Raw genomic sequence first — 19,778 nt, 5'->3', positions numbered from 1 at the left:
TTGTGTAAAAAATACACATTGAGTCTTACATAAAGATATATCTTCCTCAAAATATTTGCAAGCGTAAAAGCACGATAATTTTCCGGTGCGTCAATTATTTCAGCAATGGATCCTGAATAAAGTGGGAATGAACCGGTTATGCGAAAAAAAGCTGTAGAAAGTTTTTATCCGGCAGTAAACAGGTAAGCAAATTTACGCAGGTGCAGAAGGTACACCCCTGGTGAACGGCCGGGAAAAGGTCATTGTTCCTCTTTTTTTAAGGCCCGGGCGTACCTTTCCAGGCAACGTTTCCTGGCAAATTCATGATTGACGATAGGTGTTGGATAATCGAATTCCTGGAACTCCGGTACCCATTTTTTTATGTAGGTAAAATCCGGGTCAAACCTTTTCATCTGCAGTGTGGGATTGAATATCCGGAAATAGGGTGCCGCGTCGCAACCGCTGCTGCTGGCCCATTGCCAGCCCCCGTTGTTGGCAGCCAGATCGAAGTCCAGGAGTTTTGCGGCAAAATATGCTTCGCCGAGGCGCCAGTCGAGCAACAGATGTTTGCATAAAAATGAGGCCGTTATCATACGCACACGATTATGCATGAAGCCGGTTTCATTGAGTTCCCGCATGCCCGCATCCACGATGGGGTAGCCGGTCTGGCCGTTGCACCATTTGCCGAATTCGCCGTTATCTTTTTCCCATTCAATCGCATCATACGCCGGCTTGAATGATCTGCCTTTTCCCACCTGCGGAAAATGCCAGAGTATCATGTGGTAAAATTCCCGCCAGATGAGTTCGTTGAGAAAAGTTTCCGATAATCCCTGTGATCTTGTAGCAAGATGCCTGATGGAAATTGTGCCGAACCTCAGGTGCATACCCAGGTGAGATGTTCCATGAATGCCTGGGAAATCGCGTTGCTGCGCATATTTTTTTATCAGCTCTTCATGCATGGTTTTGGGAGGATAATTTTTTTCACCAGCTTCAAAGCCGATGCTTTTTAATGAAGGAAATTTCACCGGGGAAATCTGCAGGAAATTTTTATAATATTTTTTTACAGGATAAGCTTTCAGATGAAAATCAGTCAATGTATTTTTCCATTTTTTGCTGTAGGGGGTAAACACCGTGTAGGGAGTGCCATCGTCTTTCAGCACTTCATCTTTTTCAAGTATCACCTGATCTTTGAATGTTTGAAAATCTACGCCCTCTTTTTTAAGCAAGGCGGCTATTCTTTTATCTCTTGTGGTGGCATACGGTTCATAATCGTGATTGGTAAAAACCGTTCCGAGAGAATATTTTTTCAGCAAAGTAGCATAACAGTCTTCAGGTGTGCCATGCAGGATATGCAATGTAGAACCTAGCTCTACAAGTTCCGTTTGCATTGCGTCCAGTGTTTCATAAATGAAATTCACCCGCCTGTCGTTCCTGTCTTCCAGTTTTTCCAGGATTTCCGTATCAAAAATAAAGATGGGCAATACAGGCTTGCCTGATCTTAAAGCATGGTATAATCCTGCATTATCCGTTAACCGCAGATCCCGCCTGAACCAGAATATGTTGATCTTTTGCTTCATTATACCTTTGTTTCAGGATATTAACAGAAAACACCGGCATTTGTTTGCTTTAAAGCAGCGTCTATCTTCAGGATAAATGCATGAGAATACATATTATCCTCCAAACCTCCCACCCATCGGATATTGTAGATAGAGTTGGATAAAAATATTTCGTCGGCGGCTTTCAGCATTTCTATCGAAATTTCTGTTTCAATTATTTCAAAACCAGCTGCAGGCAATGTTTGTAAAAGGACTTTCCGCAATACACCGGCCACGCATCCTTCTGCCAGTGATGGCGTATAGACCGTTTGATCTTTTACCAGGAAGATATTCGCGATCGTGCTGTCGCAAACCCGGCCATGTTGATTAAGGATCACCGCATCATTGAATTTATTTTCTTTTGCGAACAGGGCGCCCATGAAGTAGGGGAGATAATTATTGTGTTTGATATTGGCAAATGCATCGCAACTTTTTGCGGCATCCCGGTAAATGCCCAACTGTAAACCATTGTTATTGAGCTGCCCGTTTCCGAAGGCGAGCGGCCATGCCTGGATGGTATAATTGGGATGCATATTTTCGGCATCGTACAGGCCACCGTTGCCGCGAAAGACCGCGATACGTATCCTTGCATTGGTCAGCTTATTTTTCTTTGCCAGCTGAAATATTTCACCCGAGATCTTTTCCGGGGTGAAGAGCCTGGGGATTTCAAATCTTAATAATTGCATGCCCTTCCACAGCCGGGAAAAATGCTCATCGGCGAGGATCAGTTTGCCATCTGCCAGTTTCATGGTTTCGAAGAGGCCGTCGCCGTAACGGGCAGCACGGCTGTCGGGGGTTAATACAGCCTGCCCTTCAGGAAATGATTTACCGTTAAAAATGAAATGACGCATAGTGTAAAATAAAAAATCTCCATGAGAATGGAGATTTTAATGAATGATCTTATGTGGGTTACATTTCTTCGATGATCTTATTTTTTACCGCGTACATGATGAGCCCGGCGGTGCTTTTTGCCCCGGTCTTTACTTTGAGTTTGTCGCGGATAGCTTCTACGGTACGTGGGCTCAGATCCACCATATCAGCAATTTCCTTGGTGCTTTTTTCTTCGCACATCAGCCTTAAGATGGTAGTTTCCTTATCGTTCAGGTGTACTTCCTGGGGCATCAGTTGTTGCGGAGGAGCTGCATTGCGTTGTTTCAGGTTGGAAAGCAATGCGTTATTGGTAAGAGAATTAAAATAATATTCCTGTTCGAAGCATGTTTTGATGGCTTCGTAAATGATCTCGCTATCGCTTGTTTTGGAAAGGTAGCTGTTGGCGCCGAGTTCCATAAGTTTGGTGATCATACTATGATCGTCCATCATGGTGAGCATGATGATCTTGGTTTGCGGGCAAAGTTTTTTTATTTCCGGTAAAGCGGTCACCCCATCCATGATAGGCATCTGGATATCCAGCAGTATCACATCGGGTTTGATGGTTTTTACCAGGTTGAGGAGGTGCATGCCATTATCGGCTTCCGCTATTACGCGGATGTCTTTTTTGGCGCTGAGGGCGGTTTTTACACCGGCCCTGTAAAGTACATGGTCGTCTGCTATAATGACTTGTATGGGTTCTGAATCTTGTTTCATATTGATTTAAAGGGTGAAATTAATGTATTTTTTAATAGTAAGAGTACGATACTATAACGCATTGCTTACGTGTAAATTATAACGAAAATGAATAAAGAGTGTAATTACCCGTTAATCAGGATAGGGAATTTACGTAAAATTATAGGAGTAGTACACACAATTACAGTAAAAGTATTGGATAAAAGGGGATCAGGTTTTTTTGATTTGGTTGGATGAATCCGGGAAGCATACGTTCGAAACTGTCCAATGTATTGAAAATCCGGAGAAATAAAAAAGGGAAAAATCCCGGAATTTTTTGGTGTTTTTCTCCTGCTTGATATCGAAGTTAGATTTATTCTTTCTGTAGATTGTGATAACAAATTAAATAAAAAGAAAAATAATCAAAGTCTTACAGACTTTTCATATTTCGTTTACAACTATCTCTCGTTCGAAATCTGGTAAATGCTAAGCACAGGAAAATAACGCTTTTGGAACTTTAACAAGGGCGTTATTTAATTATTTGTACACTTATTAATAAACATATTATGACAACACTACCTGCAGAAATTCAAGAAATTTATTATAACCTAGAAAAGTCAGCTTCGCCCGAGGATGTACAGGAAATTGTAAGAACTTTTTTCGAGGAGTACACAAATGAAGAGGCGGAACGAGAATTATGGCTTTTATTTAGTGGAGCACTTACCTCTAGTCATTTACCTTATAATAATCTTCCTGAGGAAAGAAAGTGTATGTTGCATTTTTATGAGTATACGAAGGCACTTCTTAGTGCAGTCTCAGTGCTAAAGGATATGTGGCCAAAAACCACCAAAACTATATAGCTTAAGATTTCTTGAATACATGCCGCAGATTTTTAAAGGGATATAAAATAGAATAGGTAATGCAGAATATCAGGAAAGAATAATTAGGAATTAGCGGAAACAAAAAACCATCTCAATGAGACGGTCTTAATATGATTAAAAAAAGGGATTGTTATCCCCAATTATCGTCAGGTGTTCGCAAAATCGAAGAAATTCTTGCTGTTTTAACTGTTGCCATAATTTTATTTTTATTGGTTAAGAAACGTAGTTAAAGATAATAATATTATTTAAATATCAAAATAAACCCTTGTTTAGGCAAAATTAGTCCTTTATATGCCCATTTCATCATTTTTGAGTTTCCATTAATTTCCGGGTCTGATGGTATAAACGAATTAATGGTTCCTCCTGGATGTAATCCAATATTTATACCCACTCTAGAAATTACAGTAATCTCCATGTCTTTTACAATATGGGTGGAAAACATCCTTTTATCATTATTGGCAATTGAATCCACCATTTTTTCTCTTTGAATTTGAACCCTATACTCAGCGCAATCCGATTCTAAAGGGATTGACATTGAATGTTTTGTGTATCCGTCTTCTATAACAGAATCAGGAATCGTCATATTTGCATCTTCATCATTTACCATAACCCGAGTGACTTTACAGGCTGTTAAATCATTTCCTTGTATATTTCCTAAAGGGTGCTGGATACTTGTCATTACCTCATGAGTAAACTTAATTCCCTTTTGTTTTGGGATAATATTAAACGAAATTGTTTCATTTTGTTGCCAAAAATCCCCAACCTTATGGTTAATATTAACAAGGAATTTATAATCTTGTATATAGTATTCTTGGTTTGTAGGTAAGTACTCATACATAATAATCTTTTCCAAATCTTCATTTATATCTGGGAATTTCTCTTCATACATCACACTGCTTACCATACTCCAAAGTTCTTCTTTATCTTGTCTTTTTTCAATAAACTTCTTCGACCATATTATTTCTCCAATAATTTTGGAAAATATTTTCGCATATGAATCTGATTTAATTATCGCGGTAAATACTCCACTCCCCAGTAATGCAGATCCAATTAATTTTAAACTAGCTCTTATAGCTTGGTCGGTAAAATCATTGAACCACTGCGAATAAAAACTCATTTGTGAAAGCGCAATTATAATAACGCCTGCAAACAGGAATAAAGTAACTACTCCGGTAAGATATTGTTGAATTTTATTTGGAACGCCTGAAGTGTCATCCGCAGGAGCGGACTTTTTTTGAGGATTGGGTACGGGAGCCATAATTTATTTTTCGCAATAAAGTACTAAAAAATAAATTATGCAAGTTTTGGGCTATTATTATTTGCTTTATTTTTCGAAAATTATTCAATAAGTTTATTCCTCATTCCATACATGATCAGCCCCCCGATGGTTTTAGCATTCACCTTGGTTTTCATATTCTGGCGAATGGTTTCTATAGTACGCGGGCTTAGAAAAATGGTTTTGGATATTTCTTCTGTTGTTTTATCCTCTGCCAGTAGCTGAAGGATCTTGATCTCTTTTTCGTTGAAATGGATAGGGGTATTCGATCCGTAATGTTGGCGTACATTCTTTTTTTGCATCAACCTGCCCATTACGGCCTTATTAACGAGTTCGTTAAAATAAAAATCGTCGTTCATGCAGGTCAGTATCGCTTCGTAAATTTCCTCGGGATCTGTTGTTTTGGTGAGGTATGCATTTGCCCCCATTTCCATCATTTTGGAAATCATCTGCTGATCGTCATACATGGTCAGTACGATGATCTTGATATCTTCAAATTCTTTCCTGATGAGCTGAATACCATTAATACCGTCAATTTCGGGCATCCTGATATCCATTAATAATACATCGGGCTTTTTGATGGCGATCTTATGCATCATATCCTTACCATCTTCGGCTTCCCAAAGCATTTTGAGGTTGGGCTTGCCGGATAGCGCCATTTTTATACCATCTCTAAATATCTTATGATCGTCGGCTATGGCGATCTTAATGAGGTTCTCGGTAGACATTGTTAACTATGGGGGTTAGTATTAACAGGTTGAAGTTAGGGAATAACTTTCTCTTAACAGAAAAAAACTTCCTTGTAGATGAATATGTTACTAATAATCAATATTTTAGAATTTTTGTTATAGTAAAAATACGATTGTTTTTATACGTATATCTACTTTTGTAAAATATTTTTTTAGAAGTTTCGTTCTTGGAATGGTGACCGGTTTCTACCCCAATCACTCATACAATTGAAGAGTTTGATAAATTCGACCCTAAAAAGGGCGCTTATCCACAGGTTTATCCACATTTTGTCTAATAAGTAAAATTACCCTCGTAAAGTTACGGTCAAACTTAATAGTAAAATTACTATATTTGAATCGTATATCTACCTTAATTTAATCAGGGCTTTTTCCCTTTTTTGGAGGTGAAATCCTTACTGGTATTGAGTTTTATATCAAACGTATAAATACGGGTTGATGTTCATCAATTGTTTCAAAATTAAAATAGGGGCAAGTTTGTACTGATATTTAATCGTAAACCACTGAAATTTTATTTTATTATGTTTAGCGGAGTTTTAAACCTGTTGGATTTATTGGAATTGTTTTGTTTCTAAGTATATTTTGATTTTGATAAACAGTTAGTTATTTTTGTTTCATACTAAAATAACTGTTTATCTCAAATACACTTACTTATATTACATTTTCTACCGAGATTCTACCTTTGATCTTTTGTATTTTTTTTTATAAAAAATTAAATACAAAAGCATTAAAGGTTTTTTTTATGTATTCAATCTTCCTGGCAGTATTTGCTTCTGCGGGATTTATCACACTTCAGATCTTTAGATCGCAAGCTAGTTATATTCTGATTTTGAAGTTTTATACAATATTTGAATATGCAGTCATTGCTTATTTCTTAATGAGTGTGCTAAAAAATCAACTCATTATAACTCTATTAAAATATTCAATAGTAGCTTTTACATTGATATCCGTGTATTTTTATTTTGTTTCTGATTTACATAAACTAAATAAATACCCTTCTGTTATTGAATTTCTACTGTTTATTGTCTTCATAATTTATTTTTTCTATGAAAAGATGAAGACTGTTATTATCTATCCTTTGTATCAGTCCACAACATTTTGGATTTGTGTAGCGTTCTTTCTATACTTCACGGGAAATTTCTTCTTTTTCTTATTTAGTAACCCGGCAAGTACACCAGAATTTAAAAAGCAAATGATACTTATATACAGTTTTGTTACGATAACTAAGAATTTTATCCTCAGTTTGTCATTATTGCCAAACGAGCCCATAGAAATAAGCGATGACGAATTACGAATACCTACTGATATAAACCTGGATGAATTTACAGTCACTAACTCTAAAAAATTGTAACGCCAGATGTTTTTTCTACAGGTATCAGCAAGTTCGGATGTATCGAAGCTAATGTTTATTGGGTCGGTAGGAATGATCACTCTGGCAGTGGGGATTATCGTATTTGTGATCATGCATCAGCGCAAAGTTATCCGCTATCATATCCAGATGAAAAAGCTGGAAGCGGAGAAACAGCAGATATATCTCAATGCAAGTATTCGTTTCCAGGAAGAAGAAAGGCAGCGCATTGCAGCTGATCTGCATGATGATGCAGGGCCATTGCTGGCAACTGCAAGGCTTTATCTCAACGAAAACCTCGTCAACCAAGACAAACCTCAGCAACTCCAAAGTATTTTCAGCGCCAAACAAATTCTGGATGACGCCATCCTGCTCATCCGCAATATCAGCCATAGCCTGATGCCGCCTACATTAAAGAATTTCGGCCTTGAAAGCGCTACTACCGATCTCTTCCAAAAGATCAGCGGCAGCGGTACCATCAACGCCAGCGCACGTTTTCATGATTACCGCGAACGTTTGAAAGTAGAGCAGGAACTCCTTGTATTTCGGGTTATTCAGGAACTGGTCAATAATATCATCAAACACAGTAATTCCGCTTTCATACATCTTACACAAAACGCCACCACCAACAATCTCTATATCCGCCTGCACCACGACGGCAAAGGGATCGTACAATCTGAGTTCGATAAACTGAACCACACTTCCAGCGGCCTTGGACTAAAAAATATCGCCAGCCGTATCAAGGTGTTGAATGGCCGTATTCTCTTTGAAATCGATTCGAGCCAGACCTACTACAAGGTCACATTAGAGATACCTAAGGAATCGATCATTTAATTTTTCGAAGTATATTTACGTAGCCCTGTTTACAAAACCCTTATTTTTGTAACGACTATATTATTATTAGCCCCCAAAGTATGTCTTCAGAACAGATTAAAGTTGCGATAGCAGACGATCATAAGATCTTTCGGAAAGGTGTGATCCTCTCCCTCAGGCCTTATGCCAATATCCGTTTTGTAATGGAAGCTGATAATGGTGAAGACCTGATCCAGAAGGTTCCCGATTCTTTACCCGATGTTATTCTTTGTGATCTGAAAATGCCTATCAAAGACGGCATCGATGCTACAAAAGTCATTACCAAAAATTACCCCAATATCCGTGTCATCATCCTCACTATGTATGAAGACGAACGTTTCGTAGGCCACCTCATGGATTGCGGGGCCGCAGGATACCTTTTAAAAAGTACCGATCCTGCCGAGATCAGGCGTGCCATCATGGATGTGATGCGTACCGGTTTTTACCTCAATCCTTTCGTGAATAAGGTGCTGATCAAAAAGAATTACAGCAAACAGAAATTCAACCCTTCCCTTACCACAGAAGTCGTGCTCAGCGACAGGGAAAAAGAGGTGCTCACATTGGTGTGTATGGAATTTACCGCTACCGAAATTGCCCAGAAGATGAGCATCAGCGCCCGTACTGTAGAGGCCATCAAAGACAGGCTGATGGAACGTTTTGGCGTAAAGAACTCTGTAGGGCTGGTATTCTATGCCATGAAGAACCAATTGATAGATTAGGGTTTAGGAGTTTAGGAAGTTTAGAGGGTTTAGGGATTTAGTTTCCGCAATTACATGAAGTGTAAAGATGGGGCTGCATTTCCTTCATGAAATTCGTGTTTTAAATAAAAATCCTGCCGAAGCAGGATATAGTTTCTTTCATAAAATTTACAGCGGCAATCTTCGCCAATTCGTGTAATTCGCTATAATTCGTGTAATCAAAATAATCCAAACAACTGCGAATCGATCTGGTTAATGATCTTACCCAGATCTTCATCATTTTCTGCAAACTTATTATTATCTGCATCAATGATCAGCAAGGGGCCTTCTTTGTAAGTATCGATCCAGCTATTGTAATAATCATTCAGTTTTTTCAGGTAATCCAGGCGGATATTTTCTTCATATTCACGGCCGCGTTTCTGTATCTGTGCTACCAATGTAGGCACCGATGCTTTCAGATAGATCAATAGATCAGGCGGCTGCACCATCGATTTCAAGGTCTCGAAGAATTTATAATAATTTTCAAAATCCCTTTTACCCATCAGTTGCATGTCATGCAGGTTGGGGGCAAATATGTTCGCATCTTCATAGATCGTCCTGTCTTGTATAACTGTTTCTGTACCGCGATGGATCTCCAGCAATTGATTCAGTCTGCTGTTCAGGAAAAATATCTGCAGGTTGAAACTCCAGCGGGGCATATCCTCGTAAAAATCGTTGAGGTAAGGATTATGGTCTACGTCTTCAAACTGAGGGATCCATTTGTAATGTTTACTCAGCATTTCTGTAAGTGTGGTCTTTCCGGCACCTATATTTCCTGCAATCGCAATGTGTTTTGGTTTTTTTGCTTTGGCCATGATCCGATATTCGTGTTATGAGATACTTCTTACGAATGTAAGCGTATTTATGTCAAACTTCACAAGGTTTTCACCCTTTATTAAAAATATTTTAAACCCATCGATTCCCGCACCAGCGACATTGTTGCGGCGGCACTTTTCCGGGCTTTTTCAGCACCTTTTTCCATCACTTCCTGCAGGTAGGACGGATTGTTGAGCATATCGCTGGCTTTCTGGCGGATAGGAGAAATGAACTGCACCATATCTTCTGCCAGTTGCTTTTTCATATCGCCGTAGCGTATAGTGCATTCATTGAAGTCATGTTCAAATTTTGCGATCACTTCTTCGATACTCACCAGTTTCATCAGCTGGAATATATTGGCGATGTAATCCGGCTTTTCCGAATTCTTTTCCGTAGGCCCCGCATCCGTTTTGGCTTTCATCACTTTTTTACGGATCGTATCATCATCGTCCGCCAGGTAAAGCGTGGCCATCTGGTTTTCACTTTTACTCATTTTTCCGGTACCATCCAATGAAGGCACTTTGATGAGATCGAGGTTATAATTGAACGCCACCGGCTCCGGAAAAACTTCTCCATACCGGTGGTTGAAACGATTTACATAGGTACGTGCCATTTCGAGGTGCTGTTCCTGGTCTTTCCCTACGGGAACATAAGTCGCCCTGTGGAGAAGGATGTCAGCCGCCTGCAATACCGGGTAGGTCAGCAAGCCGGCATTGATATTGTCGGGGCTCAACCTGGCTTTTTCTTTAAAAGTCACCGTTTTTTCCAGTTCGCCCTTATAGGCCAGCATGTTGAGGTAAAGGTATAATTCACCGGTTTCGTATACGTGGCTCTGGCAATAAAAAGCCGCTTTTTCAGGGTCGAGGCCGCAGGCGATGTTTTCGGCCAATACCCTGTGTACATTGCCTTTCAGTTCTTTTGTATCGGGATGCGTGGTAAGCGAATGCAGGTCCGCCACCATGAAATAACATTCAAATTCATTCTGTAGTTTCACATAATTGCGGATAGCGCCGAAGTAGTTGCCCAGGTGCAAAAAACCCGTAGGACGGATACCGCTCATTACAATTTTCTTATCTATCATCTCAAAAATAATTTCGGCGAAGATACTAAAATGCGAAAGCTTTTCACCGCAGAGAACCAGAGAAAACAGCGTTTACGCAGAGGATCAAAAATTTCTGCGTAAACGCGCTGCCACCTCTCTTCTCCGCGGTGAAGAAACCCCACCACTCATACAAAATTTCCCCACGCCTGTGATACTAAACCGTTATTTTTGTTATATGGAAGTAAATGACCAGATGGTAGACAAACTGGCGCAACTGGCGAGGCTGGAATTTGCGCAGGATGAAAAAGCGGCGATCAAAAAAGACCTGCAGCGCATGATCGATTTTGTACACAAGATGGACGAAGTAAACACCGGCCATGTAGAACCATTGCTGCACATCGGCACTTCCAAAAACGTATTGCGTCCAGACAAAACGGAAGGAATGCTTTCCACAGAAGACGCGATGAAGAATGCAGCGGTAAACGATGGCACATTTTTTAAAGTTCCTAAAGTGATCAAAAAATAAATTACTCCTATGGCTTCATCTATTCTGCAATTGGAAAATATCCGCAAAAGTTACTTTTTGGGTAAACAGGAATTGCCTGTATTGAAAGGCATTTCGCTGGATATTTTTAAAAACGAATATGTGGCGCTCATGGGGCCCAGCGGTAGCGGTAAGTCTACCCTGATGAACATACTCGGCTGCCTTGATTCACCTACAGGTGGAAGATATATCCTGAACGGAAAGGATGTAAGCCGCATGCCCGACGATGATCTTGCAGCGGTGCGCAACAGGGATATCGGTTTCGTATTTCAACAATTCAACCTGCTGCCGCGATTGACGGCGCTTGAAAATGTGGCATTACCACTCATCTATAGCGGTGTTTCCAAAAAAGAACGCATCGAAAGGGCAGAGGGTGTATTGAGTAAAGTAAAGCTGGAAGACCGTATGGATCATAAACCCAACGAACTCAGTGGTGGCCAATGCCAGCGTGTGGCCATCGCCAGGGCGCTGATCAACAATCCTGCGATCATACTTGCCGATGAACCTACCGGTAACCTCGATTCCAAAACTTCGTACGAGATCATGGATATCCTTGGTAAAATCCATGCCGATGGAAATACAGTGATACTCGTAACGCATGAAGAAGATATTTCCGCGTTCGCACATCGTGTAGTGCGGTTGAAAGATGGGTTGATAGAAACCGACAAACGCAACGAAAAGCCCGTGCTTTCGAGCCTGCCTTCATAATTACAACTTTACATCATGGCATTGAAAATTTATACCAAAACCGGCGACCTTGGCAAAACAAGTCTCATCGGTGGAACCAAAGTACCCAAAAGCCATCTGCGCATAGAAAGTTATGGTACGGTAGATGAACTCAATTCTTTTATCGGCCTGGTGAACGATCTGTTTGTTCACGAGGAAAGCAATCTCATTTTAAAAGAAATACAGGATCGTTTGTTCACCATCGGTTCGTCCCTGGCCTGCGATCCCGAAAAAGAGCCCCTGATGAAAATACCTGATCTCAAACAGGCGGATGTTCAGCTGCTGGAAAAGGAAATGGATAAGATGAATGAGCTATTACCCGTCATGAAATCGTTCATACTTCCGGGCGGGCATGCAACGGTCTCTAATTTTCATATTGCCCGCTGCGTTTGCCGCAGGGCCGAAAGGATCTGTGTGGCCATGCAGGAAGAAAATGTTTTTGTAGACCCGCTGGTGATCACCTATCTCAACAGGCTGAGCGATTATTTATTTGTGTTGGCACGTTTTGCAGCGCATATTTTAAATGTTCCGGAAGTCGCATGGAAACCGAGAGTCAATTGATAATTACGAATTACAAATTACGAATGTTGGCAGCCTGCGTCCAACCTTTCTGTCAGCCTGAGCTTGTCGAAGGCTAAGCTCATCATACCGAACCTGCCTTCGACAAGCTCAGGCTGACAATCGTGATGAACGAGGCTAACATCTAACAACTAATATCTAATCTTCTTCTTCCTCCTCGTCTTCCGGAATATTTCCTTTGAACGTTTTTCCGGGGGTGAATTTTTTTGTAGGGTAACCTTTTGAGGGGATGGTAAAATATGAAGCAGCCAGGGGTTCAAAGCTGATGTTGGAAGCGGTGTACAGGATCCCTTTCTTTCCCTGGTGGTATTCGTACTGCAGTACGATGCCGGGCAAGCCGGCAAACATCGGCTCTGCCGCAGCCAGCGCTTCGTTTTTTGTACCGGGCACGTAATACGCTGTGAGCTTCGATCCGTTGGGGTAGGTGAGTACCGCTTTTTTGCAAACCCTGTTCAGCAGGAGCAGGCTATCTTCCGATAATTTTATTTCAGCGGAAACATATTTCGCATTGAACAATTCCCAGTTCGACTTTCCCAGCTTGAATTTATATTTGCTCTTGCCCGATTCTTTTACAATGACAGCAACAGCGGAAGTATCTTTTGTGAGATGTGTGTAATAAATATTCTGTATCCTCATCAGGCTTACCAGGCGCAGCTTTACGGAATTTCCTTTTACATACACGGATTTTACAGCGCCATTATACGTTTCGGCGATGGTCTTTTTTTTATTGCTGATGATATTGATATCGTAGGTGATCGTAAAATCCTTCTGGTGAAATTCATTTTCGCCAGCCGTTGATTGTGCTTTGGCAGCTACGCTGAATAGAAAACAGAAGATAAAAAGAGATGCGCTGCGCATGATGGGTGGTAAAGTTTGTTTGTTTCTAAAAAATGAATTCCGCCAGGTCCAGTGGATCCATCGGGTTCTTCTCTACATGTTTATCAAAGAATTTTACATCCGAATCTTTCCATCGCTGCAATTTCTTTCTTTCCCTGCGGGCCCTGGCAGTAGGCTTGCCATTCTTTTTTTGCTGGTACATCCTTTTCATAATGCCCACCATGCCTTCCGAAATGGTGATGGAACTCGAATGATCCAGGTTTACTTTTACGGCCTCCGTGCTTTCACTGGTGATGAAAGAAGGCAATTCGTTGTACTTGAAATTAGTAAAAGAAAAGAAGAGGTCGTTGTTGTGCACCACAAAATCTTGTCCGTCTATCCAGGCTTTCCCGGTTTTGCTGTCGGGCTTACTGCGGATCTTCTTTTTTGTGTTGGATGCCAGGTAAGTGGAATGTTTAGGCAAAACAACCGGGGCTATCACCGAATCTTTTTTGGCTGGAGAATCGGTAGCCAGCGATTTATTTTCTGTTGACGGAATGGTGGCAGTCTCTTTGGCAACATCTTTTTTGCCGGTAAGGCGGATGATGACTGCTACGGCTGCTATCACTAACAAGGCAGCTGCTATGCGGGGAATATATTGGCGGAAAGAAACCACTTTAGCAGGCTTTGCTTCGCGGAGTATATTTTCCAGTAAAAAAGCAGGGGGTGTTACAGACCTGTTTTTCAGTTCGCTTACCTGTTCAAATTCTTTTTTAAGGCCGGCTTCCGCTTTTTCTTCCTGTATATTCCTGTATATGGCATCCGTGACCTCCGCAGGTGGTGTGATGCTGTGGTCTTGTAATTTCTTTAATATGGTATGCAGGTAAGACACTATATATTATTCGCGGTAATTTTTTGTTTTAACAGGTTTCTTGCCTTGTGTAATTTCGATTTGCTGCCACTTTCTGTTATTCCCAGTATATCAGCTATTTCCTTGTGGCTGTAGTCTTCTATTATGTAAAGGTTTACGATTGTGCGGTAACTATCAGGGAGTTCCTGTACGATCTTCATGAGGTCGTCCAGGTCGAGCTTGTCATTGGCACCGAGTACACCGGATTCGATGATAAGCTCTTCATTCACTTCAGAAAACTGCACTTTCTTTTTCTTAAGCGCATCAAGGCAGGTAGTAACGAAAATGGTACGGGCCCATCCTTCAAAAGATCCTTCAAACCTGTAATTGGCCAGGTTTCGATATAATTTGATAAAACCTTCCTGGAACAGGTCGTTTGCGTCTTCTGCATTGGCGGCGTACCTCAGGCATAAACTGTACATTTTGCCAGAGAGCATCCCATACAATTCTTTAAAAGCGGCATCATCGCCCAGCGCGGCTTGCTTTATTAAGACGGGAGTAAAGTGTAAAATGTTTCCACGTGTATCCATTCAATGTGTAAATTATATTGTTTTCATACGCCACTCAATCCATTAAATAATATAATGATTGCACATTTACCATAGGAATCATCCTAAAAAGAAGGGTTGTTTCAAATACCGAAAATACTGAAAATAAAAAAAGCCCAATCACTATTGACAGGAGAATTGGGCTTTGTATCGGGGAGCAGACTTGAACTGCCGACCTTCGGGTTATGAATCCGATGCTCTAACCAGCTGAGCTACCCCGACGTACCATCTAATGGGCGGCAAAAATAAAGATATTTGGTTAGATGGAAAAAGAATTTGGGATATTTCTTTGAAAACCTCCGGGGTTTTGCTGCACCCCGGAGGTTTGATGGGCAGAAACTCCCGGAGGTTGGAAGAAAACCTCCGGGGTTTACCCTCCACCCCGGAGCGTTTGCCAGACAGAAACGCCCGGAGGTTGGAAGAAAACCTCCGGGGTTTTGCTCAACCCCGGAGTGTTTGATAAGCAAAAACGCCCGGAGGTTAGAAGAAAACCTCCGGGGTTTTTAGCTCATTTCCGTAAAATACTGGTGGAAATAAGGGATCGTTTCAATTCCTTTATAAAAATTTTCTACGTTGAATTTCTCGTTGGGGCTGTGCAGGTTATCGCTATCGAGGCCAAAACCAAGGAAAACGATCTTTACACCCAGTTCTTTTTCAAACAAAGCGCAGATGGGGATGCTTCCGCCGCCACGTACCGGTATCGGCGCTTTGCCCAGGGTAGCTTCCATGGCTTTGGAAGCCGCTTTGTAGCCGATGCTGTCGATGGGGGTCATGTAGGCTTCGCCGCCATGGTGCAGGCTGGCTTTTACGGTTACGTTGGGTGGCGCTATCTTTTCGAGGTGGCTGATGAGCAGGGAAGTGATCTTATCCGATCCCTGGTCGGGTACCAGCCGGGCCGATATTTTTGCGAATGCCTTGCTAGGCAACACCGTTTTGGCGCCTTCGCCGGTGTAGCCACCCCAGATGCCGTTGAGCTCGAGGGTAGGGCGGATGCCGGTGCGTTCGTTGGTGCTGAACCCTTTTTCGCCCCAGAGTTCTTTTACGCCAAGGTCTTTTTTATATTCTTCTTCGTCAAACGGGGCCTGCGCCATCAGTTTGCGTTCTTCGTCGGTAGCCACGGCCACATCATCATAAAAACCCGGGATGGTGATGTGATTATTCTCGTCGTGCAGGCTGGCGATCATTTTTGCCAGTATGGTGATGGGGTTGGCAACTGCGCCTCCGTACACACCACTGTGAAGGTCGCGGTTGGGGCCGGTTACTTCCACTTCGATGTAGCTGAGCCCGCGTACGCCTATGTCGAGGCTGGGGGTATCGAGGCTGATGAGGGCGGTATCGCTGATGAGGATCACATCCGATTTAAGGAGTTCCTTGTGCGTGGAAACAAATTTTGCCAGGTTGGGCGAGCCTACTTCTTCTTCGCCTTCAATGATGAATTTTACATTGTTGTTGAGCGTGCCGGTCTGCGTGAGTATCTCCAGCGCTTTCACGTGCATGTAAAACTGCCCTTTATCGTCGCAGCTGCCGCGTGCGAATATTTTGCCATCGATGATCACCGGCTCAAATGGCCCGCTTTTCCAGAGGTCGAGCGGTTCGGCGGGTTGCACATCGTAATGGCCGTATACCAGTACGGTAGGCTTTGCCGAGTCGATGATCTTTTCGCCATACACTACCGGGTGGCCTTCTGTTTCAAATATTTCTACTTTGTCTGCACCTGCTTTCAGCAGCCTGTCCTTCACCGCTTCGGCGCATTTAAGCATGTCTGCTTTATGTTCGCTTTTGGCACTGATGCTGGGTATGCGGAGGAGCTCCAACAGCTCTTCTAAAAAACGGTCTTTATTCTTTTCCTGGTAATCTTTCCAAGCCTGCATGGTGGTTGTTTTTGGTTGATTAAATGTAAGTGGAATTTGGAGGACGAAGGTAGGGATTTTTTGGGGTGGGGAGGAGAGGAGTTTATGGGAAAGGGTTTGGGAAGAATGAAGAGAACAGATGATATTAGTTGGGGGATTTGTGGTATACTAACTATAAGCTGTCTTACACTGAATCTTATTTACCAATAAAATAAAATAGGTTTTCAGTTTTTCGGAATTATTTCAATTATAACCCGACAAGAATATCTATAAAACCTAGGGAGTTTGCCACCAATTTGAAAAACCTTAGATTTAAATCATTTTATTTAGCTTATCTGCCTAGAAACGGTCATCTAAATATTATTAAACAAATGTTATCTTTACAAAGCAACTAAATTTAATATCACAGCTTAATGGCAAGAATTAAAATAAAAGATTTTGGACCAATAAAAATAGGATTCACAGAAAATAGTGGGTTTTTATCTATAAAAAAAGTAACTGTTTTTATTGGCAACCAAGGAACAGGTAAAAGTAGTATCGCCAAGTTGATTTCGACGTTCACATGGTTGGAAAAAGCTCTATATCGGGGAGATGTTTCGGAAAATGAAGTAACTCGAAAAAATAAGTTTGAAAAGAACTATTGTGATTATCATAGACTGAAAGATTATTTTCAACCAAACACAGAAATAGAATACAAAGGTGATGCATATTCATTTCATTATGTATCTGGAAGACTAAATATTACTTCAAATCATTCGAATACGAATTTTCTAATTCCTAAAATAATGTATGTTCCTGCTGAACGCAACTTTTTAAGTGCAGTTAGTAGACCTGAAAAATTGAAGGGTTTGCCACTTCCACTATATACTTTTTTGGAAGAATTTGATAGGTCTCAGCAGGAATTGTCAGAAAACTTAGACCTCCCGATTGGAAATTTAAAGTTTCAATATCAAAAGTTAAATAAGATAGCAAATATTATTGGCGATGATTATAAGATTAAATTACTCGACGCATCTAGTGGAATTCAATCTTCCGTTCCATTATTTCTTGTATCAAGAAATCTTTCATTATCAATAAATAAAGAAAAAGATTCTTCGAGAAAAGAAATAAGTATTGAAGAAGAAAAAAAAATTAGGGAAGAAATTAAAAAAATACTATCCAATAATAAACTATCGGACGATCTAAAGAAAGCAGCCTTAGAAGTACTATCTGCAAGATATAAGAGTAGCCGCTTTATTAATATTGTTGAAGAAATTGAGCAAAACCTCTTTCCGAAATCACAGAAAGAAATCCTTTTTAAACTTTTGGAATTCGCCAATTATTCGCAAGGGAGTGAACTAATATTAACTACCCATAGTCCATATATTATTAATTATTTGACCTTGGCTATAAAAGCTGACTCAATTTTAAAAAAAATAAATAACTCATCAAGTAGAGGAAATTTATTAGGCCAACTAGAACTAATTGCTAATTTAAATAAGATTGTGCCTACAAAATCTTGTATATCTTCTGAAGATGCAATTGTTTATGAATTATCAGAAGATGGCAAAATTGTTAAACTAAATAATTATGAAGGAATTCCATCTGATGAAAACTATTTAAACCAGTCATTAGCGGAAACTAATCAATTATTTGATGATATATTAGAAATCGAAGAATTATTATGAGCATAAATTTTTATGCGGCTGCTTGCCAAGACTTGACAAATGAAATTTTATTTGGCTTATGCGATGACCAAAATAATACTCGTGCTTATATTGATACAGTTGATAGAAATAAATGGATTGCCATTGTAGAAAATGAAAGTAGCATTGAAATTACTTTTACAGCTATTGATAATTGCATAACCATCTTACGTTCGAACGGCGATTTAGATAGTCGTTGTGATGGAATGTTAACATATACAAATAATATTATTTTTGTAGAGTTAAAGGAAATTAGAACCGGTGGCTGGATTAGTGCTGGAATTGATCAATTAAAGCATACAATTTCATTATATGCAGCAAATAATATTTTAACTGATATAAGAAAACGAAGAGCCTTTTTATCAAATAAAAAATTTCCGAAATTTCAATATGGACATCAAGAACAAATGGAACAATTTAAAAACGAGGTGAATGTTAGATTAATTATTCATAATACAATAAAAATTTAATCACAACTTTTTTTAACACATAATATCTTTCACCGTGGTTGACGCCCATTTCCATCCTCACAACGCCCACGGCCTGGCCTCTCGCCAGCCGGTCCCCTTTAAAGTCGAATTCGCGGCTGGCCAAGCGGGAAACTCTTTCGGTCAGCTATTTCGCAATTAAACAATTAAGCAATCCTCTCCTCCACCAGCCACCCTCCCTCTACAACTCCCATCATCCGCTCCTTCCATTGCATCACTTCGCCGATAGAATACCACCCATCAATGCTCCCTTTACTCAGCGCAGCTTCCATCAGTTCCTGCAGCACTTGCTCCCACTGCGGGATGTGGTTGATTTTTTCCAGGGCAAAATAAGGGTTCAGGTATTCTTCAGCGGTAAGGTGCCGGGGAAAGCATTCCCATGATGAATCGGATTTTTCGTTGCTGAAGGGGCATCCATGGGCAAACCCCGGAGGTTGGGGCCAAACCTCCGGGGTTAATACCGCCGAAAATTTTCTTCCGAGGCTGTAGCTGATTATTTCGGCTGCCGAAAACAACCGGTGCAATTGCTGTGCAAGAAAAACAATATTGACCGGGGGAGCTCCTTTATAGTATTTTTCTTTGCATGCCCATTCAAACAGTTGTGCTACTTCTTCCCGTGCTTCGGGGCAATGATAACAGCTGAAAAATTCGTGAATGGCTTCGTAGGCTTCTTTGAGCGTGCAGATCCGCTGCGGGTAGATGTTCATTTGTTTGTTATTTGATGGTGAGCGGTACATCAAATAATACAAATAAAGTTCCCGCATCGTCATGCAAGAACTTTAGCCTTTCCTGTGCTTAGATGTACCAGATTTCAGAAC

20 protein-coding genes and 1 tRNA gene are annotated in these 19,778 nt (G+C 40.8%); 8 read left to right on the top strand and 13 right to left on the bottom strand.

Annotated elements, in window-relative coordinates:
- Positions 1 to 239: 239 nt before the first annotated feature.
- From EGI32_RS04440 to EGI32_RS04430, 3 genes are read right to left on the bottom strand one after another with little or no spacing between them, the layout of a single operon-like run.
- A complete protein-coding gene (locus tag EGI32_RS04440; protein ID WP_255154165.1) occupies positions 240 to 1,556 on the bottom strand; it encodes a deoxyribodipyrimidine photo-lyase in 1,317 nt (438 codons plus the stop codon).
- Between the two features lie 20 nt (positions 1,557 to 1,576).
- The gene (locus EGI32_RS04435; protein ID WP_255154164.1) at positions 1,577 to 2,425 is read right to left on the bottom strand and encodes an aminotransferase class IV; all 849 of its coding nucleotides are present in this window, start codon (positions 2,423 to 2,425) and stop codon (positions 1,577 to 1,579) included.
- 58 nt (positions 2,426 to 2,483) lie between these two features.
- Positions 2,484 to 3,158 (bottom strand): response regulator transcription factor, encoded by a 675-nt coding sequence (locus tag EGI32_RS04430; RefSeq protein WP_255154163.1) that lies wholly within the window; start codon positions 3,156 to 3,158, stop codon positions 2,484 to 2,486.
- A 524-nt stretch (positions 3,159 to 3,682) separates the two neighbouring features.
- Between EGI32_RS04430 and EGI32_RS04425 the strand changes: the two genes are divergently transcribed.
- A complete protein-coding gene (locus EGI32_RS04425) occupies positions 3,683 to 3,976 on the top strand; it encodes a hypothetical protein (protein WP_255154162.1) in 294 nt (97 codons plus the stop codon).
- Between the two features lie 262 nt (positions 3,977 to 4,238).
- Here the strand turns inward: EGI32_RS04425 and EGI32_RS04420 are convergent, their stop codons facing one another.
- Positions 4,239 to 5,255: a hypothetical protein gene (locus tag EGI32_RS04420; RefSeq protein ID WP_255154161.1), complete on the bottom strand. Its 1,017-nt coding sequence runs from the start codon at positions 5,253 to 5,255 to the stop codon at positions 4,239 to 4,241.
- Positions 5,256 to 5,335: 80 nt separating this feature from the next.
- Positions 5,336 to 6,001: a response regulator transcription factor gene (locus EGI32_RS04415; RefSeq protein WP_255154160.1), complete on the bottom strand. Its 666-nt coding sequence runs from the start codon at positions 5,999 to 6,001 to the stop codon at positions 5,336 to 5,338.
- 1,375 nt (positions 6,002 to 7,376) lie between these two features.
- On the opposite strand from EGI32_RS04415, the gene EGI32_RS04410 reads away from it, so the two are divergent.
- Together EGI32_RS04410 and EGI32_RS04405 are read left to right on the top strand one after the other, a co-directional pair.
- The gene (locus EGI32_RS04410) at positions 7,377 to 8,201 is read left to right on the top strand and encodes a sensor histidine kinase (protein WP_255154159.1); all 825 of its coding nucleotides are present in this window, start codon (positions 7,377 to 7,379) and stop codon (positions 8,199 to 8,201) included.
- An 80-nt stretch (positions 8,202 to 8,281) separates the two neighbouring features.
- Entirely contained in the window at positions 8,282 to 8,938 is a 657-nt protein-coding gene (locus EGI32_RS04405; protein ID WP_255154158.1) for a response regulator transcription factor, read from the top strand.
- 197 nt (positions 8,939 to 9,135) lie between these two features.
- Here the strand turns inward: EGI32_RS04405 and EGI32_RS04400 are convergent, their stop codons facing one another.
- On the bottom strand, positions 9,136 to 9,771 hold the full coding sequence (locus EGI32_RS04400; RefSeq protein ID WP_255154157.1) for a deoxynucleoside kinase: 636 nt from the start codon (positions 9,769 to 9,771) through the stop codon (positions 9,136 to 9,138).
- Positions 9,772 to 9,851: 80 nt separating this feature from the next.
- Positions 9,852 to 10,853 carry a tryptophan--tRNA ligase gene (gene trpS, locus EGI32_RS04395; protein WP_255154156.1) on the bottom strand — a complete coding sequence of 334 codons (1,002 nt, stop codon included), beginning with the start codon at positions 10,851 to 10,853 and terminating at the stop codon, positions 9,852 to 9,854.
- Positions 10,854 to 11,049: 196 nt separating this feature from the next.
- On the opposite strand from trpS, the gene gatC reads away from it, so the two are divergent.
- The 3 genes from gatC to EGI32_RS04380 are packed head-to-tail and all read left to right on the top strand — an operon-like array spanning position 11,050 to position 12,645.
- Entirely contained in the window at positions 11,050 to 11,340 is a 291-nt protein-coding gene (gene gatC, locus EGI32_RS04390; protein WP_255154155.1) for an Asp-tRNA(Asn)/Glu-tRNA(Gln) amidotransferase subunit GatC, read from the top strand.
- Positions 11,341 to 11,349: 9 nt separating this feature from the next.
- A complete protein-coding gene (locus EGI32_RS04385) occupies positions 11,350 to 12,066 on the top strand; it encodes an ABC transporter ATP-binding protein (RefSeq protein ID WP_303626607.1) in 717 nt (238 codons plus the stop codon).
- Between the two features lie 15 nt (positions 12,067 to 12,081).
- Positions 12,082 to 12,645, top strand: a complete 564-nt coding sequence (locus EGI32_RS04380) for a cob(I)yrinic acid a,c-diamide adenosyltransferase (protein ID WP_255154154.1) — start codon at positions 12,082 to 12,084, stop codon at positions 12,643 to 12,645.
- Positions 12,646 to 12,801: 156 nt separating this feature from the next.
- Here EGI32_RS04380 and EGI32_RS04375 read toward each other — a convergent pair whose 3' ends face one another.
- The 5 genes from EGI32_RS04375 to EGI32_RS04355 all read right to left on the bottom strand — a co-directional run bounded on the left by EGI32_RS04375 (position 12,802) and on the right by EGI32_RS04355 (position 16,808).
- On the bottom strand, positions 12,802 to 13,521 hold the full coding sequence (locus EGI32_RS04375) for a hypothetical protein (RefSeq protein ID WP_255154153.1): 720 nt from the start codon (positions 13,519 to 13,521) through the stop codon (positions 12,802 to 12,804).
- Positions 13,522 to 13,546: 25 nt separating this feature from the next.
- On the bottom strand, positions 13,547 to 14,371 hold the full coding sequence (locus tag EGI32_RS04370; protein WP_255154152.1) for a hypothetical protein: 825 nt from the start codon (positions 14,369 to 14,371) through the stop codon (positions 13,547 to 13,549).
- On the bottom strand, positions 14,371 to 14,919 hold the full coding sequence (locus EGI32_RS04365) for an RNA polymerase sigma factor (RefSeq protein ID WP_255154151.1): 549 nt from the start codon (positions 14,917 to 14,919) through the stop codon (positions 14,371 to 14,373). Before EGI32_RS04365 ends, EGI32_RS04370 begins: the two co-directional genes overlap by 1 nt.
- Before the next feature lie 166 nt (positions 14,920 to 15,085).
- Positions 15,086 to 15,159 (bottom strand) — tRNA-Met (locus EGI32_RS04360).
- A gap of 281 nt (positions 15,160 to 15,440) precedes the next feature.
- The gene (locus EGI32_RS04355; RefSeq protein ID WP_255154150.1) at positions 15,441 to 16,808 is read right to left on the bottom strand and encodes a dipeptidase; all 1,368 of its coding nucleotides are present in this window, start codon (positions 16,806 to 16,808) and stop codon (positions 15,441 to 15,443) included.
- A gap of 392 nt (positions 16,809 to 17,200) precedes the next feature.
- On the opposite strand from EGI32_RS04355, the gene EGI32_RS04350 reads away from it, so the two are divergent.
- Together EGI32_RS04350 and EGI32_RS04345 are read left to right on the top strand one after the other, a co-directional pair.
- Positions 17,201 to 18,454, top strand: a complete 1,254-nt coding sequence (locus tag EGI32_RS04350; protein ID WP_255154149.1) for an ATP-binding protein — start codon at positions 17,201 to 17,203, stop codon at positions 18,452 to 18,454.
- A complete protein-coding gene (locus EGI32_RS04345; RefSeq protein ID WP_255154148.1) occupies positions 18,451 to 18,942 on the top strand; it encodes a hypothetical protein in 492 nt (163 codons plus the stop codon). Before EGI32_RS04350 ends, EGI32_RS04345 begins: the two co-directional genes overlap by 4 nt.
- Positions 18,943 to 19,106: 164 nt before the next feature.
- Here the strand turns inward: EGI32_RS04345 and EGI32_RS04340 are convergent, their stop codons facing one another.
- A complete protein-coding gene (locus EGI32_RS04340) occupies positions 19,107 to 19,667 on the bottom strand; it encodes a hypothetical protein (protein WP_255154147.1) in 561 nt (186 codons plus the stop codon).
- Between the last annotated feature and the right edge of the window lie 111 nt (positions 19,668 to 19,778).

Source organism: Ferruginibacter sp. HRS2-29, assembly GCF_024343615.1.
In the GTDB taxonomy this organism is placed as follows: Bacteria; Bacteroidota; Bacteroidia; order Chitinophagales; family Chitinophagaceae; genus Ferruginibacter.
The sequence above is the reverse complement of the archived record's forward strand: the minus strand, read 5'-3'. Positions and strand labels throughout refer to the sequence as shown.

What these genes read in the sequence shown, in the direction of transcription:
- EGI32_RS04440 (WP_255154165.1), bottom strand. Translation starts at nt 1,556, where the DNA reads ATGAAGCAAAAGATCAACATATTCTGGTTCAGGCGGGATCTGCGGTTA.
- EGI32_RS04435 (WP_255154164.1), bottom strand. Translation starts at nt 2,425, where the DNA reads ATGCGTCATTTCATTTTTAACGGTAAATCATTTCCTGAAGGGCAGGCT.
- EGI32_RS04430 (WP_255154163.1), bottom strand. Translation starts at nt 3,158, where the DNA reads ATGAAACAAGATTCAGAACCCATACAAGTCATTATAGCAGACGACCAT.
- EGI32_RS04425 (WP_255154162.1), top strand. Translation starts at nt 3,683, where the DNA reads ATGACAACACTACCTGCAGAAATTCAAGAAATTTATTATAACCTAGAA.
- EGI32_RS04420 (WP_255154161.1), bottom strand. Translation starts at nt 5,255, where the DNA reads ATGGCTCCCGTACCCAATCCTCAAAAAAAGTCCGCTCCTGCGGATGAC.
- EGI32_RS04415 (WP_255154160.1), bottom strand. Translation starts at nt 6,001, where the DNA reads ATGTCTACCGAGAACCTCATTAAGATCGCCATAGCCGACGATCATAAG.
- EGI32_RS04410 (WP_255154159.1), top strand. Translation starts at nt 7,377, where the DNA reads ATGTTTTTTCTACAGGTATCAGCAAGTTCGGATGTATCGAAGCTAATG.
- EGI32_RS04405 (WP_255154158.1), top strand. Translation starts at nt 8,282, where the DNA reads ATGTCTTCAGAACAGATTAAAGTTGCGATAGCAGACGATCATAAGATC.
- EGI32_RS04400 (WP_255154157.1), bottom strand. Translation starts at nt 9,771, where the DNA reads ATGGCCAAAGCAAAAAAACCAAAACACATTGCGATTGCAGGAAATATA.
- trpS (WP_255154156.1), bottom strand. Translation starts at nt 10,853, where the DNA reads ATGATAGATAAGAAAATTGTAATGAGCGGTATCCGTCCTACGGGTTTT.
- gatC (WP_255154155.1), top strand. Translation starts at nt 11,050, where the DNA reads ATGGAAGTAAATGACCAGATGGTAGACAAACTGGCGCAACTGGCGAGG.
- EGI32_RS04385 (WP_303626607.1), top strand. Translation starts at nt 11,350, where the DNA reads ATGGCTTCATCTATTCTGCAATTGGAAAATATCCGCAAAAGTTACTTT.
- EGI32_RS04380 (WP_255154154.1), top strand. Translation starts at nt 12,082, where the DNA reads ATGGCATTGAAAATTTATACCAAAACCGGCGACCTTGGCAAAACAAGT.
- EGI32_RS04375 (WP_255154153.1), bottom strand. Translation starts at nt 13,521, where the DNA reads ATGCGCAGCGCATCTCTTTTTATCTTCTGTTTTCTATTCAGCGTAGCT.
- EGI32_RS04365 (WP_255154151.1), bottom strand. Translation starts at nt 14,919, where the DNA reads ATGGATACACGTGGAAACATTTTACACTTTACTCCCGTCTTAATAAAG.
- EGI32_RS04355 (WP_255154150.1), bottom strand. Translation starts at nt 16,808, where the DNA reads ATGCAGGCTTGGAAAGATTACCAGGAAAAGAATAAAGACCGTTTTTTA.
- EGI32_RS04350 (WP_255154149.1), top strand. Translation starts at nt 17,201, where the DNA reads ATGGCAAGAATTAAAATAAAAGATTTTGGACCAATAAAAATAGGATTC.
- EGI32_RS04345 (WP_255154148.1), top strand. Translation starts at nt 18,451, where the DNA reads ATGAGCATAAATTTTTATGCGGCTGCTTGCCAAGACTTGACAAATGAA.
- EGI32_RS04340 (WP_255154147.1), bottom strand. Translation starts at nt 19,667, where the DNA reads ATGAACATCTACCCGCAGCGGATCTGCACGCTCAAAGAAGCCTACGAA.